We start from the raw sequence: 13,618 nt of genomic DNA on the forward strand, positions 1-13,618 counted from the left end.
AATCATTGTTCTATATAATTTCCGATATAAAAAGGTTTTTTATAGGGAATCATCAAATTAAGAAGTGTAGAGGAGGGATAGGAATTGGCTCAAACGTTTACGATTCAAACACACCAGCGAGACGAAATGTATGAGATTACGAGTTCACTGCAAGCTTATCTGGAGGAGCAGCGTTTAAAAGACGGAGTGATGTATGTGTACTGTCCGCATACCACAGCTGGCATTACTATTAATGAAAACGCAGACCCTGATGTGGTAAAAGACATGCTGATGAGGCTTGACGAAGTATATCCGTGGGAACATCAGAAGTACAGACATGCTGAAGGGAACTCAGCTTCTCATTTAAAAGCCAGCACGGTTGGTTCCTCACAAGTAATATTGTTCCAGAATGGCGAATTGCTACTTGGAACATGGCAAGGCGTTTATTTTTGTGAATTTGATGGACCAAGGACTAGAAAGTATCACGTAAAAATACTGTCAAATCAAAATTAATTGATGAAATCCGCTGAGTACATTTCAGCGGATTTTTTATTTTTCCTACTAAAGTTCTAGCTGCGAAATATTAGGGATTTTGTTGAACATTAGGGAAAACTTTTAAATTTAAAATAAAATATCTATTTTTTTAAAATTTTAGTTGTCTACTGCCGCAGATTCATGTAATATTTTTTTAAATAGTTGCAATTATCAAAATATTCTTTCGAGGGGGATTTTAGGTGGGGATTAAAAAAGGGTTAAAAGTATTAGCAGCTTCTGCATTGTCTTTAGGACTTTTAGCAGGCTGCAATGCTTCGGGAGGATCAGGAGGCAGTGGTGGAGGAAGCGGGAAGGTTATTAAAATTGCAACACAGACTCCATTATCAGGAGGAAGTGCAACACTGGGAGAATCTATTAAACTTGGTGCGCAGCTTGCTCTTGAAGAAAACAAGAAGAAGTTTGAAGATTTAGGGTACAAGCTTCAGCTTCAGCCATATGATGATCAAGCTGACCCTAAAAAAGGTGTAGCTAACGCCCAGCTTATCGGTTCTGATAAATCCATCCTTGGGGTAGTCGGCCACTTGAACTCAGGTGTTTCTATCCCGTCATCTGAAGTCTATGAAAAGTACAACGTTCCGATGGTTTCTCCAGCTAATACAGCTACGGAAGTTACAGACCGCGGACTTAAGACAGTAAACCGTATCGTTGCACGTGACGATTTCCAAGGTCCTGCAGGTGCAGACTTTGCGATTAATAAATTAGGAGCTAAAAAGATTTTCGTTATCCAAGATAAAACAGCTTACGGAACAGGATTAGCTGATGCGTTCAAAAAGGCAGCTGAAGATGCAGGGGCTGAAATTCTTGGATATGAAGGAATTACTGTTGGAGAGAAAGATTTCAATGGTGTTCTTACACAAGTACTGTCAAAGAAACCTGACTTAGTATTCTTTGGCGGACTTTATACAGAAGGCGGCCAGCTGATTCGTCAAGCACGTGACAAAGGGATCAAGATTCCTTTCATGGGCGGAGACGGAATGGACTCTTCTACACTTGTTGAGATCGCAGGCGATGCTGTAGAAAACGTATACTACACATCTGTTGCGGCTGATGCGAGCAAAACAGAAGAAGGCAAAGATTTCTCTTCAAAATACAAAGAGAAATTCAACAAGAACGTAGAATCTTATTCTGCTTATGGCTATGATTCTATGAGCGTTCTATTAAAAGGACTGGAAGCTGCAATTGAAGGCAATGATGGAGATCTTCCATCCCGTGAGAAAGTTGCAGAAGCAATCCGTAAAATTCAAGATTTTCAAGGTGTAGTAACAAAAGTCGGATTCGATGACAAAGGTGATAACAAGTTCGCTAAAGTATATATCTATAAATTCAGTGAAGCTAAATATCCTGGAGTTCAAGAAGGCGAAATCAGTAAGTAAACCAACGTTTACATGAGAGGGAATGACCCTAAAGGCCATATCCCTCTTCTTTTTTACATAAACTCCCTAGTTGTGAAAGAGAGGAATATTTATGTTAGCTGAAATTATTCAATCCTTGCCTCAAGTGCTTGTAGATGGTATAGCTCTTGGTGCAATTTATGCGGTTATCGCGCTTGGATACACAATGGTTTATGGAATATTGGAGCTTATCAACTTTGCTCATGGTGAAATTTTCATGACAGGTGCATTTATAGGTGTAGCGATGCTCATTTTGATGACAGGAATGGGCTGGCTGGCTGCTATGCCTGCAATTCTGGCTTTGATTCTTGTGCTGGTCGTTACTTCCATTCTCACCGGATTTATGGGTGTAGGTATTGAACGGATGGCTTACAGGCCGCTTCGGAACTCTCCTAAGCTTATCACACTGATTTCTGCGATTGGTGTCTCGTTTTTGCTTCAAGATTTGGTTCGTTTTATAACGGAATACAAGAGAGGGAACTACATTTTAACTGGCCCTTCCATGTTTAATGAGCAGTTTGCTATTAAATTTTCTAGCATTTCTTCATCATTCAGTGATGCGTTTTTTAAGACTTCAACGATTATCCTCATCATTTCTGTCGTGCTAATGATGATAGGACTGGACTTTTTCGTTAATAAAACAAAATGGGGAATGGCGATGAGAGCTGTTGCACAAGATCGTGAAACAGCATCGCTCATGTCGATCAACGTGAACAAAGTCATCTCGCTAACTTTCTTTATCGGATCTGCTCTTGGAGGAGCAACGGGTGTACTGTTTGCCGTTCAATATGGAACGATCGATCCTTATATTGGTTTTATCCTTGGCTTAAAAGCATTTACAGCCGCAGTACTAGGCGGAATCGGAAATATTCGGGGAGCTATGGCAGGCGGTATTATGCTGGGACTTCTAGAAATGTTTGCTGCTGCTAATCTCCAGCTTTTAACCGGCGGTATTTTTGGGGCTGAATATAAAGATGTTTTTGCGTTTGCGATCTTGATCGTAGTTTTGATTTTTAAACCAGAAGGACTGTTTGGAAAAGCAGTTACTGAGAAAGTGTAGGTGAAGGTGCATGCATAAGCTGACAAATAAACTAAAAGGCAACAAACTGGCTCAAATCATACTTCTCGTGCTTTATGTGTTAGTAACTTCACTGAGCTTATATTTGGCTCAAGCTTCTGTAACAGCATTTCTTCTTCTGTTATTTTCTTTGCTTCTCTTGTACTACACTGAACTGCCTGACCGATTAAAATGGGTAGTTGCAGGTGTGGTTTTGATTGGTGTCATACCATTCGTATCAAGTACAGGACCAGGATACCAGTCTTATATGGAAGTGGCTACAGTTGTAGGAATTTATGTTGCGATGGCACTTGGATTGAACATTGTAGTCGGTTTGGCTGGTCTCTTGGACCTCGGATTCGTTGCATTCTTTGCCATTGGCGCTTACACGTACGGAATCTTTGCTACTGGTCAGGCGGCTAATTTTATGCCATTCGGTGATTTTCCGCTATCTGGGGAGAGCTTCTGGATTTTTATTTTGATTGGCTGTTTTGTAGCGGCACTTTTCGGAGTGCTTCTAGGTATTCCGGTTTTGCGTGTAAAAGGTGATTATCTTGCAATCGTAACACTCGGCTTTGGGGAGATAATCAGAATTGTTTTCAACAACCTTGATAAGCCTGTTAATATCACGAACGGTGCGATGGGGCTTGCTTCTGTAAAGCCGCCTGAAATTTTCGGCTATCAATTCGTGTATCCGAATCAGTTTTATTTTATCGTTCTAGCAATATTACTGTTTGTCATTCTGGCTGTAAGAAGATTCGAATATTCAAAGATTGGCCGTTCATGGAAAGCGGTTCGAGAAAACGAGATTGCTGCACAATCTATGGGAATTCACCTTGTAAGGACAAAACTACTGGCATTCGCGATCGGAGCATCTTTCTCCGGAATGATGGGAGTCGTCTTTGCAGCTAAGCAGACGTTCGTTGATCCTACAAGCTTTACATTGCTCGAGTCTATTACGATTCTCGTAATGGTTATCTTAGGAGGAATGGGCAGTGTGCCTGGCGTTATTTTAGGGGCTGCGGTAATCACCATTTTAAACCTACAAGTTCTCACGGAAGTAACGAATTACTTGAACCAGTTAAGCCTTAACGGAGTAATAAGTTTTCCAGAGGCACTGGCACCAGCTAAAATGCAGCGATTTATTTTTGGAGCTATCCTAATCGTATTTGCAATCTATCGCCCTCAAGGATTAATTCCTGCGAAAAATCCTGTGTTCGATGAGGAATCTTTAAAAGAGGGTTCCAAAAAGCACAGAAAAGAACAGATTACGGTTGAACCTGATAAAGGATTTCAAGCTTAAGGGGGCGGTATGAAATGTCTATTTTAACAGTGAGCAATTTAACAAAACAATTTGGCGGTCTCGTTGCTGTTAATTCAGTGGATATCACCGTTGAAAAAGGTTCGATAACAGCCGTTATTGGTCCTAATGGAGCGGGGAAAACTACTTTTTTTAATTTGATTACAGGTGTCTATCAGCCTGATAAAGGGAATGTGCAGCTCGGCTCAACTTCCTTAATCGGAAAGAAACCGCATGATATTGCAAGACAAGGTATTGCACGAACGTTTCAGAATATCCGTCTGTTCTCAAACATTACAGTTTTGGAAAATGTGATGGTAGGTTTGCACAAACAATTAAGAGCAGGTCTAGTCGGAACACTTTTTCAAACTAAAACAGTGCGAGAGGAAGAAAAGCGTGCACAGGAAGAAGCGTATCATTGGCTTGAATATGTCGGTCTTGCTAAGCATTTGAATGAAGATGCTCAAAATCTTTCATACGGAGCGCAGCGGAGGCTTGAAATAGCCCGTGCTCTAGCGACAAAACCGAAACTCCTTCTGCTCGATGAACCAGCAGCTGGAATGAACCCAAGGGAAACGCGCGAGTTAACAGAATTCATTCACCGTTTGAGAGAGGATCTTGATGTCACGATCGTATTGATTGAACATGATATGAAGCTCGTAATGGAAATTTCGGAACAAATTTTTGTATTGGATCATGGTGAAAAAATTGCTGAAGGAAAACCTGCGGAGATCCGCAATAATGTAAAAGTGATTGAAGCTTATCTTGGAAAAAGTGCCGTAACACCAGCGTAAGGGGGAGAACAATGAGTATTTTGCAGTTGAATGATGTAAACACATTTTACGGTGGTATTCATGCGCTAAAGGGGATCAGCATCTCTGTTGAAAAAGGGGAGATCGTTACATTAATCGGTTCGAACGGCGCAGGAAAATCGACTACGCTAAAAACGATCAGCGGCCAGGTGATGCCAAAAACAGGCACCGTTATTTATGAAGGAAAAGATATTTCAAAACAGCCGGCTCATTTGACGGCACAAACCGGAATTGCTCATGTCCCTGAAGGAAGAAGAATTTTCCCAAGACTAACTGTAAAAGAGAATCTTGAGATGGGTGCTTTTATTGTAAAAGATAAAAGGATCGTAAAAGAACGAATGGAAAAAGTGTTTCAATACTTTCCCCGTCTTCAGGAACGTTTGAGCCAAAAGGGAGGCACAATGAGCGGCGGTGAGCAGCAGATGCTTGCGATAGGACGGGCGTTAATGTCAAAGCCTCGTCTATTGCTGCTGGATGAGCCATCCATGGGATTAGCGCCAGTTATTGTTGAACAAATCTTTGACATAATCAGTGATTTAAACAAAGAAGGGATGACTATTCTTTTGGTCGAACAAAATGCCTATCAGGCTCTGCAGGTTGCACATAGAGGGTATGTGATACAAACTGGGGAAATAGTGATGGCAGGGCAGGGACAGGAATTAATTACAAATGAACAAGTCCGTGAAGCATATCTAGCTTAAATGCCGCAGAAGAAAACCTGGCTGAAGAAAAGCCCGGTTTTCTTTTTTGCTGTAGAATTCCTTTTGAAATTGGTCAGAAATGTTATAATTTAAAGGGAAAAAGAAAGGGGTATGAATCGTGATTAAAGTACTCTTTGTTTGTTTAGGAAATATATGCCGTTCACCAATGGCTGAGGCTATTTTTAAGGATCTCGTTACAAAAGAGGGTCTAGAGGGGAAAATATCGATAGACTCTGCAGGAACTGGCAATTGGCATGTAGGCGAACCGCCGCATGAAGGCACAAGAAATATTTTAACGAAGAATCAAATATCATTTGAAGGTCAAAAGGCGCGTCAAATTAAAACGAACGATCTGACACAATTTGATTATATTATTGGAATGGATGCTGAGAACATTGGGAACATGCACAAGATGGCTGGGCAATCGGAGACAGGCATGATTGCAAGACTTCTTGATTTTGTGCCTGAGAATGAGTTTGAAGATGTACCAGATCCGTATTTTACCGGTAATTTTCAAGAAGTATATGACCTAGTAACAGCCGGGTGCGAAAGATTGCTTATCGAGATAAAAAATAGAGAATCGCTTCTTTAATCAGGAGGAGTAACAATGGGTGAGATCAGGCAATTGTCATTAGAACATGAAGTACGCGAAGCTTTTCCTGTGATGAACCAGCTGCGGCCGCATCTCTCAGAGGACTTGTTTTATGAATTATTTCTTCAAATGCAAAAAGAAGGCTACACATTATTTGCGAATTACCATAACGAAAAGATTGTTGCACTTGCAGGATTCGCCATTCTAACGAACTTTTATGATGGAAAACATGTATATTTATATGATCTGATTACGGATTCAGAGGAACGTTCAAAGGGGTATGGGGAGGAACTGCTAGCCTTTTTGGAATCATTTGCGGTTCAGAACAACTGTAACTGTGTGGCGTTGAGTTCGAATTTGAATCGTATAGATGCTCACCGTTTTTATGAAGAAAAAATGCATTATGAAAAGCCGAGTTATGTATTTAAGAAACGGTTTTAACTAAGGCTGTTTTCGTATATTTTAGTTTTTGAAAGTAGTTGATCTCCGTTCCAGGATGCTCGCTTTCCGGGGGGCGTGCGGTGAGCCTCCTCTGCGCTTTGCGCCGTTAGGAGTCTCACCTGTCCCGCTGATCCCCCAGGAGTCTCGCACCTTGCACTCCTATCAACTTGTCAATGAAGAAATGAGTTGAAAGCAACAATCATTAGAAAATAATCTTAAATAAAGATTAAGCAAACCACCACACAGGATGTGGTGGGTTGTTTTTATTGTTCTTCTAGACTGGAAACTGAAACACTTTGTTTGTTGTTTGGTTCATCGAGTGGATGGATTGTAGCTGTTCCATTTTGCTGATCAACATGCTCAATATAAATGCTTTGTCCATTATATGTTACGTTAGCCATGGCAGATGATTCAGAGATCTCTTGTGCGCGTTGTGCGTCCATTTTCATTTCCTCCTTATTCATTTTTACAAATATAATGTGTGATTATATTTCTTTAAATATCCCTAAGTAATGAAAAAAGCTGGCCCAAGAAGATCTTGATTTAGATCTTTTGAGCCAGCTTTCTTTGATTGTTGGTTATGTTCTTTTGGTGTTTCTTAATTAAGCACGGCTACGCATGCTGCGCATAATCCAGCTTACAATAAGTACGACTACGATAGCACCGATGATAGCTGGAATAATCGCGAAACCAGCAACAGTTGGACCCCAGTCTCCTAACAGTAAGCCACCTAACCAAGCACCAACGAAACCAGCGATAATGTTACCGATGATTCCACCTGGTACGTCACGCCCTGTTAATAGTCCTGCTAACCAACCGATGATTCCTCCAATTATAAGTGCCCATAATAAACTCATTTAAAATTCCTCCTTTTTTTTGTGTGGTTGTAATATGGAATTATTCTTAAGTTACCCATTATAAAAAAATATAAACTTCTGTCGAAAAAAGTTTTTATCACCATAAGGAAAGGGAATGATAAAGGAAATATACACTAAGTTAGGGGTGAGAGGACCATTGACTTTATGGCATATTCTTAAACACATGAAGGCAAAATCTTTCGGAATTGAATTTATGCACGGCTTTAAAAGAGGTGATGTAACAGGGCTGGCAGCACAGCTTGCTTACTATTTTCTTTTATCTTTGTTTCCTTTTTTAATTTTCTTACTGACACTTGGTGCTTTCTTTATAGAACCTGCTGAAGCACTTGATCTGCTCGAACATTTTGTACCGGCAGAGGCAATGGATTCAGTGAGAGAAAATTTGTTGGCAGTACTTGAAGGAAGAAGCGGAGGATTGCTATCTATCGGGATTTTAGCTACTATCTGGTCAGCATCAAACGCCATTAATGCTGTTATTAAAACATTGAACGAAGCATATGGAGTTGAAGAATGCAGAGGCTTTGTAAAGACAAGGCTCTTATCGATCTTTTTAACTTTTGGCGTTGTTTTTGCATTTATTGTAGCTTTAGTTTTCCCGGTGTTCGGTAAGATGCTGGGCAATGCAGCATTTTCCTATTTAGGTTTAAGTGATGAATTTCTGACGATTTGGTCCGTACTTCGATGGCTTATCAGTTTCTTTCTCATCGCAACCGTTGTTTCTATTCTTTACTATATGGCCCCGTGCAAAAAGTTAAAATACAGTGAAATCTGGTATGGTTCTCTCTTTGCTACATTTTTATGGCAGATCGTATCATTAGGGTTTGCTTTTTATGTAGATCACTTTGGGAATTATTCGCAAACGTATGGAAGTATTGGAGCTGTTATTGTACTCATGCTGTGGTTTTATCTAACAGGAATCGTACTGCTTTCCGGCGGTGTACTTAATGCTACATTCCATAAATATAAGATCGATTTTGCCAAGAAAAGGGGCTTGTTAAAGGCGGAATGATTGGAAAAGCTAGTAGTACCTTGTATTAAGGAGGTATTGCTAAATGGGAAAAAGCAACAAACAAAACACAAACCAGAGCAAGAACAACAAAAATGAAAGTAAACACAAGACAAGCAGCAGTGCTAACAAAAAGAACAACTTTCATTAATAAATAAAAGCTGTCCGGTTACGGGCGGCTTTTTTTGGTTTATTGCGAAGACTTTAAAGCAATTTTGATTGTGTTATAATGTTTCTCGTTGTGCCTCTGGACAGAAAGGGAGGGAGATAAGATGGAAGAGCTTATACTCTCATTTATTGAATTTTTAAAGCAGTTTTCTTATTTTGGACTTATTATTGCACTTACTTTTGAATTTGTTCCCGCTGAGCTTGTTCTCCCGCTCGCAGGGTTTTGGGTATATGAAGGTGATATGAATTACTGGCTTGCTGTATTTGCAGGAACTTTAGGAGGTACGCTAGGCCCGCTGACGCTATATGCACTCGGCAGATATGGCGGAAGACCTTTTCTGATCAAGTACGGCAAGTATGTTTTTATTAAAGAAAAAGAAATTGATGCTGCTGATCGCTTTTTTGAGAAGTATGGTGCAGGAGTCTCGTTTTTCGGACGGTTCCTTCCTGGCGTAAGGACTACTATATCTGTTCCGTGCGGCATGGCAAAAATGAATGTTTGGGTATTTTCCCTCTATACATTTATTGCGATGTTTCCGATTACTGCATTTTATATTTATCTTGGGAAACAATTTGGATTGCAGTGGAAAGATGTCGGCGCAAAGGCAGAAGAATATATGCTCCCCGTCGCTGCAATTATCGTGACAGCCATTCTGTTATTTTTTGTTTTTAAAAAGGCTAGAAAATGGACATCTGTGTAAAAGACTCTTCTTTGATAGTTGATTGGAGTGTAAGGTGCGAGACTCCTGCGGGATCAGTGGGACAGGTGAGACTCCTAAAGGTGCAAAGCGCAAGGAGGCTCACCGCCCGCCCCGCGGAAAGCGAGTACCTGGAACGGAAATCAACCACTTTCAATAGCAACAATGCTAAAAATAACAGCAAAAGGGGAAATACACCGCGTAAGTTTGAAGAAAAATATTGGAGAGATTTTGTGTCTTTTACCTGTATCTCCTTAAGACCTTTGCGTGTTAAACTTAAAAAGGCACTTATGGGAATTTTTGAAATAAAGGCAGGAGAAAGGCAATATGAAAAAAGTTAGAATATTTTTTAGTGTAATAGGTGCACTTTTCTTTATTGTTTACATGGCTGTTCTTATAAAAGCCACGCTTTTCTCATTTAATGAATACGTATATGGAAAATCAGCAAATCTTGTTTTGTTCGATAGTATACGCCTCATGTGGAGAAGCGGAGACTACTACCTGATTTTTAAGAACATCATAGGCAATATTATCTTATTTTTACCGCTTGGTCTTTTGCTGCCTTTAATATTCCGTGTGTTTAATTCATGGCGGCTTATGTTTGTAATCGGGTTTGGTACGAGCTTTGTTATTGAAGTGCTGCAATACGAATATGCGAAAAGAATTTTTGATATCGATGACATACTTCTTAACGGATTAGGCGCAATGACAGGCTTATTTATCTATAAGTTCTTTGCCCTTCTATTTCGTCTAATGGAAAGACCCTTTAATGGAAAAAAGAGAAAAAAATAAAACCGGGCTCAGCCCGGTTTTTTATTTTGTTTCTTTTCCTAGTACACGGTTAACACGTTTTGTCAGCATTTTCATTCCATCTCCGCCAGCTTGATAATGACGAAGCTTTCCTTCTGCATCGAATACATAGTAAGCAGGAACATACTCATTTTCAAATGCATCCGTTAATGCATGGTCATTGTCTACAAAGATTGGCTGTGTAATATCATGTTCTGCAGCAACTTCTTTGATCTGTGCAAGATCAAGATCCTTTTCGGAACGGGGCATATGAACGGCAATAACGTTCAGTTCATCTTTGTAATCATCTCGGAACTGGTTGATGCTTGGCATTGCTTCTTTACATAAACCACAGCTGACTGACCAGAAGTGAATAAGGGTCGGCTTGTCGCCAACAAGGTCGCTCTTAGAGACCTCACTATTGATCCACTCTGTTGCACCGCTAAGTTCAGGCATATCCGAACGTAATCTCATCATACAAATCTACTCCTTATAAATCAAAATTGTGTAAGTATCATTAATTCTAGTTTAAAGATTGCGCATTCAATGTCAAAATTCCTGCTTTTCATAATATGGGTAAAGTACAAAAAAATATTTAACCTATGCTGTTTTTGTCTGTACAGCATCAGCAGAAGTGCGGCTTTTCGTAAATAAAATCGGAAGGCAGAGAATAAATAACATACCGCAGATCGCAAAAACAAAAGCACCGCCTTTAAACCAGCTGATAAAACTCCCACCGATTAATGGACCTGACATGCTTCCGATGCTAAAACTGATTCCTGCTAAAATGTTGCCGGCAGGAAGGTGGTATTTTGGAAGCAGATCACTCATATAGGCGATTCCCAGAGAAAACATAGATCCAACAAACATACCCGAGAAAAAGAACAGTGCAAGAAGTACCCAGAAGGAATGCATTGTCCAATAGGTAGCTAAAAACGAGAAAAACCCTGAAACGAAAGAAAAAATCAGAATAGGCTTTCGTCCATATTTATCACTTAACACCCCTAATGGAAGCTGAAAAACCAGGCTGCCTAATACAAATGCAGGCAATAAAACTGCTACCCAATCCAGACTTATATCGTTGCGAAGGGCAAACACAGGAAAAGAACCATGAAGTGTTGCTTCTAAAAACCCGTATGCAAACGGAGGTAGCAATGAAACCCAAGCAATTTTAAAAACATCTTTATAACGTGAAAATGCAGTAACACCAGCCATTCGTGCCGACTCGGTCTCAGGTTTTTCATTTCGGATACTTGTCATTAGTATAAAAGAGATTAAGCAAAGCCCTGCTGCTAACCAAAACGGCAGGTTTTCGTTTACCTCGAGCATTTTTGTCATGAGAGGTCCGATTCCAAAACCAGCACCGAAAGCTATACCGTAAAGGGAGATATTCCGTCCCCGCTTGTTTTCTGGACTATTTGAAGTGATCCATGTTTGAGTAGAAAAATGGAGCATATGATCACCGATTCCGATAAGCAGCCGCAGCACGAACCAAAACCAAAATACTTTCCAGATTGGAAACAAAGAAAAACATAATATTACTGCTAAGAGACCTAACATAATAAGCGGTTTATAGCCGAATTTGCGCAGGGGCTTCTCTATGAACGGGGAAGCTATCAGAATCCCGATATACAGCGCAGTAGCATGGAAACCGTTTAACGATGCAGAGGTTCCGTTCTGCTCAAAAATAACCGCAATCAGCGGCAATAACATTCCTTGTGCGAAACCAGAAATAAAAACAATGCTGACTAAAACAGAGAATCTATATGTTGAAAGCTGCATGAGCATCTCCTTTTCAAAACAAACTAAAACCATTGTACAATGGATGCAGTTAAAAGTTGAATAAAAACTTTACCAGAGGTGTGTGACGATGGACTTTAAAATGAATGAAAAAGGATTTGAAACGACCTTTGAATATGGAACACTGCAAATAAGCGGAGATGCCGAATATGGATTCAGGCCATTTCAGCTGCTTGTATCATCTGTAGCGGTTTGCAGCGGGGGTGTTTTAAGAAAAGTGTTAGAACGTATGAGACTGCCATACGAAAACATTGATGTTCAAGCAAAAGTGACACGTGATGAAAAGGAAGCAAACAGAGTATCAAACATTCATCTGCATTTTGTAATAAAGGGAAATGAACTTCCGCATGAAAAAGTAGAAAAAGCTTTAGTGGTAACTCGTAAAAATTGTTCGATGGTGCAGTCTGTTAAAGACAGCATCAACATCACCGAAAGCTTTGAAATACACGCATAGTAAGAAGTCCTGATTCTAACTGTGAATCGGGGCTTTTTTTATTTCCAACAATACCCCAGAGAAAGAGAGCAGTACTCGCGGATAAATTTCATGTGATAGAAAAAAATAGGGGTAAAGGAGGAAATTATGAGAAAAAGAATTTTTATTATCATATTCGTTATGCTCTTTGCTTTTACAAACCAGGCGTTTGCAGCGGAAAAAACAACTAAAAATCCTGCAGAAAAACCGTCAGAAAAAACAACTGAAAAAACAGCTGAAAAAGTGGATGACAAAGCTGGCAAAAACGCAGACATAAAAGTTCCTGGTTCGGTGCTAAGCATCTCTAAAGAAAATACGTACCCTAACTCAGCACAAGATCTCCCATATCTTGAGCCAAGCAAGCTTGCAAAGGCGATGCTTAAAACATCTGATGTGCCGATCACGAATCCTGATCTTATCAGACTTCTGAATGAATCAAGCATTAATGCATCTAAAGTGGCATTTTGGTACCGTGCTAAAATTTACTTAGGTCAATGGCCGCTTTCTTATCAATCAACGGAGACTACAGTAAACTGGGAGCACCAGCATATCAATACAAATCGCTTGGATAACCGAGGGGCAAAGGCAGTAGCTAAATTATATTACAACCAGACAGCTCATAAAAAAGTGAGCGGCGGACTGACAGCTTCTATTCCAAACAGCGAAGCGGTTCAAAAGATGATGCTCATTACAGCAGCGGAAAAATCAAAACTGCCGCTTGCTTTTCAGACAGCAATAGGTGCAGGAACAAAGAAATCAAACGTATACCATGTTTCTCCGAAGCAAGTCGGATACTTACACAGTTATGTTCCGGCAGTTAACGAAAGAGGAAGAGTTACTTATGGAGAAGTGTACATTGTTCTAAAAGGCGGAAAAAGAAAAATCGTCATTCAGAACGTAACACAGCAGGGAATCGGGGCTTGGATTCCAATCCAAGACCACGTATCATTCCGTTTTCATACGAGCAGCATGTAAAAAA

Annotated in this window: 17 protein-coding genes; 13 read left to right on the forward strand and 4 right to left on the reverse strand. The window is 40.1% G+C overall.

All coding sequences use genetic code 11. The features are described 5' to 3' along the window. Positions 1-84 precede the first annotated feature (84 nt). The 8 genes from ACFW35_RS17825 (at position 85) to ACFW35_RS17860 (ending at position 6,828) form a co-directional block, all read left to right on the forward strand. Positions 85-492, forward strand: coding sequence for a secondary thiamine-phosphate synthase enzyme YjbQ (locus ACFW35_RS17825; RefSeq protein ID WP_379847833.1), 408 nt, complete (start codon positions 85-87; stop codon positions 490-492). Between the two features lie 221 nt (positions 493-713). Next, positions 714-1,907, forward strand: coding sequence for a branched-chain amino acid ABC transporter substrate-binding protein (locus tag ACFW35_RS17830; protein WP_379847835.1), 1,194 nt, complete (start codon positions 714-716; stop codon positions 1,905-1,907). 91 nt (positions 1,908-1,998) lie between these two features. Then, entirely contained in the window at positions 1,999-2,985 is a 987-nt protein-coding gene (locus tag ACFW35_RS17835) for a branched-chain amino acid ABC transporter permease (RefSeq protein ID WP_379847837.1), read from the forward strand. A gap of 10 nt (positions 2,986-2,995) precedes the next feature. Beyond that, positions 2,996-4,285 (forward strand): branched-chain amino acid ABC transporter permease, encoded by a 1,290-nt coding sequence (locus ACFW35_RS17840; RefSeq protein WP_379847839.1) that lies wholly within the window; start codon positions 2,996-2,998, stop codon positions 4,283-4,285. A 14-nt stretch (positions 4,286-4,299) separates the two neighbouring features. Then, entirely contained in the window at positions 4,300-5,076 is a 777-nt protein-coding gene (locus ACFW35_RS17845) for an ABC transporter ATP-binding protein (RefSeq protein ID WP_379847841.1), read from the forward strand. Between the two features lie 11 nt (positions 5,077-5,087). Then, positions 5,088-5,795, forward strand: coding sequence for an ABC transporter ATP-binding protein (locus ACFW35_RS17850; protein ID WP_379837579.1), 708 nt, complete (start codon positions 5,088-5,090; stop codon positions 5,793-5,795). A gap of 118 nt (positions 5,796-5,913) precedes the next feature. Next, positions 5,914-6,387 carry a low molecular weight protein-tyrosine-phosphatase gene (locus ACFW35_RS17855; RefSeq protein ID WP_379847843.1) on the forward strand — a complete coding sequence of 158 codons (474 nt, stop codon included), beginning with the start codon at positions 5,914-5,916 and terminating at the stop codon, positions 6,385-6,387. A gap of 15 nt (positions 6,388-6,402) precedes the next feature. Further along, the gene (locus tag ACFW35_RS17860; RefSeq protein WP_379847845.1) at positions 6,403-6,828 is read left to right on the forward strand and encodes a GNAT family N-acetyltransferase; all 426 of its coding nucleotides are present in this window, start codon (positions 6,403-6,405) and stop codon (positions 6,826-6,828) included. A 263-nt stretch (positions 6,829-7,091) separates the two neighbouring features. Here ACFW35_RS17860 and ACFW35_RS17865 read toward each other — a convergent pair whose 3' ends face one another. Further along, complete coding sequence (locus tag ACFW35_RS17865; protein WP_379847846.1) at positions 7,092-7,271, reverse strand: small acid-soluble spore protein H; 180 nt, start codon at positions 7,269-7,271, stop codon at positions 7,092-7,094. Between the two features lie 159 nt (positions 7,272-7,430). Then, a complete protein-coding gene (locus tag ACFW35_RS17870) occupies positions 7,431-7,685 on the reverse strand; it encodes a GlsB/YeaQ/YmgE family stress response membrane protein (protein WP_066286139.1) in 255 nt (84 codons plus the stop codon). Between the two features lie 157 nt (positions 7,686-7,842). Here ACFW35_RS17870 and ACFW35_RS17875 point away from each other — a divergent pair, with 157 nt between their 5' ends. From ACFW35_RS17875 to ACFW35_RS17885, 3 genes are all read left to right on the forward strand, one after another. Beyond that, positions 7,843-8,715: a YihY/virulence factor BrkB family protein gene (locus ACFW35_RS17875; protein WP_379847848.1), complete on the forward strand. Its 873-nt coding sequence runs from the start codon at positions 7,843-7,845 to the stop codon at positions 8,713-8,715. Between the two features lie 269 nt (positions 8,716-8,984). Next, entirely contained in the window at positions 8,985-9,581 is a 597-nt protein-coding gene (locus tag ACFW35_RS17880) for a DedA family protein (protein ID WP_379847849.1), read from the forward strand. A gap of 324 nt (positions 9,582-9,905) precedes the next feature. Beyond that, on the forward strand, positions 9,906-10,370 hold the full coding sequence (locus tag ACFW35_RS17885) for a VanZ family protein (protein ID WP_379847851.1): 465 nt from the start codon (positions 9,906-9,908) through the stop codon (positions 10,368-10,370). 21 nt (positions 10,371-10,391) lie between these two features. On the opposite strand, the gene ACFW35_RS17890 is transcribed toward ACFW35_RS17885, so the two are convergent. Together ACFW35_RS17890 and ACFW35_RS17895 are read right to left on the reverse strand one after the other, a co-directional pair. Continuing rightward, entirely contained in the window at positions 10,392-10,841 is a 450-nt protein-coding gene (locus ACFW35_RS17890) for a redoxin domain-containing protein (RefSeq protein WP_379847921.1), read from the reverse strand. A gap of 126 nt (positions 10,842-10,967) precedes the next feature. After that, the gene (locus ACFW35_RS17895) at positions 10,968-12,149 is read right to left on the reverse strand and encodes an MFS transporter (RefSeq protein ID WP_379847852.1); all 1,182 of its coding nucleotides are present in this window, start codon (positions 12,147-12,149) and stop codon (positions 10,968-10,970) included. Positions 12,150-12,237: 88 nt separating this feature from the next. On the opposite strand from ACFW35_RS17895, the gene ACFW35_RS17900 reads away from it, so the two are divergent. Continuing rightward, a complete protein-coding gene (locus tag ACFW35_RS17900; protein ID WP_379847854.1) occupies positions 12,238-12,621 on the forward strand; it encodes an OsmC family protein in 384 nt (127 codons plus the stop codon). A gap of 126 nt (positions 12,622-12,747) precedes the next feature. Next, complete coding sequence (locus tag ACFW35_RS17905) at positions 12,748-13,614, forward strand: YfkD famly protein (RefSeq protein WP_379847855.1); 867 nt, start codon at positions 12,748-12,750, stop codon at positions 13,612-13,614. Positions 13,615-13,618 lie beyond the last annotated feature (4 nt).

This window comes from Fictibacillus sp. NPDC058756 (assembly GCF_042746035.1).
Lineage (GTDB): Bacteria > Bacillota > Bacilli > Bacillales > Fictibacillaceae > Fictibacillus.

Excerpts from the sequence above, each read along its gene's own strand:
- ACFW35_RS17880 (WP_379847849.1), top strand. The coding sequence starts at position 8,985 with ATGGAAGAGCTTATACTCTCATTTATTGAATTTTTAAAGCAGTTTTCT.
- ACFW35_RS17900 (WP_379847854.1), top strand. The coding sequence starts at position 12,238 with ATGGACTTTAAAATGAATGAAAAAGGATTTGAAACGACCTTTGAATAT.
- ACFW35_RS17905 (WP_379847855.1), top strand. The coding sequence starts at position 12,748 with ATGAGAAAAAGAATTTTTATTATCATATTCGTTATGCTCTTTGCTTTT.
- ACFW35_RS17845 (WP_379847841.1), top strand. The coding sequence starts at position 4,300 with ATGTCTATTTTAACAGTGAGCAATTTAACAAAACAATTTGGCGGTCTC.
- ACFW35_RS17860 (WP_379847845.1), top strand. The coding sequence starts at position 6,403 with ATGGGTGAGATCAGGCAATTGTCATTAGAACATGAAGTACGCGAAGCT.
- ACFW35_RS17850 (WP_379837579.1), top strand. The coding sequence starts at position 5,088 with ATGAGTATTTTGCAGTTGAATGATGTAAACACATTTTACGGTGGTATT.
- ACFW35_RS17885 (WP_379847851.1), top strand. The coding sequence starts at position 9,906 with ATGAAAAAAGTTAGAATATTTTTTAGTGTAATAGGTGCACTTTTCTTT.
- ACFW35_RS17835 (WP_379847837.1), top strand. The coding sequence starts at position 1,999 with ATGTTAGCTGAAATTATTCAATCCTTGCCTCAAGTGCTTGTAGATGGT.
- ACFW35_RS17895 (WP_379847852.1), bottom strand. The coding sequence starts at position 12,149 with ATGCAGCTTTCAACATATAGATTCTCTGTTTTAGTCAGCATTGTTTTT.
- ACFW35_RS17870 (WP_066286139.1), bottom strand. The coding sequence starts at position 7,685 with ATGAGTTTATTATGGGCACTTATAATTGGAGGAATCATCGGTTGGTTA.
- ACFW35_RS17840 (WP_379847839.1), top strand. The coding sequence starts at position 2,996 with ATGCATAAGCTGACAAATAAACTAAAAGGCAACAAACTGGCTCAAATC.
- ACFW35_RS17890 (WP_379847921.1), bottom strand. The coding sequence starts at position 10,841 with ATGAGATTACGTTCGGATATGCCTGAACTTAGCGGTGCAACAGAGTGG.
- ACFW35_RS17865 (WP_379847846.1), bottom strand. The coding sequence starts at position 7,271 with ATGGACGCACAACGCGCACAAGAGATCTCTGAATCATCTGCCATGGCT.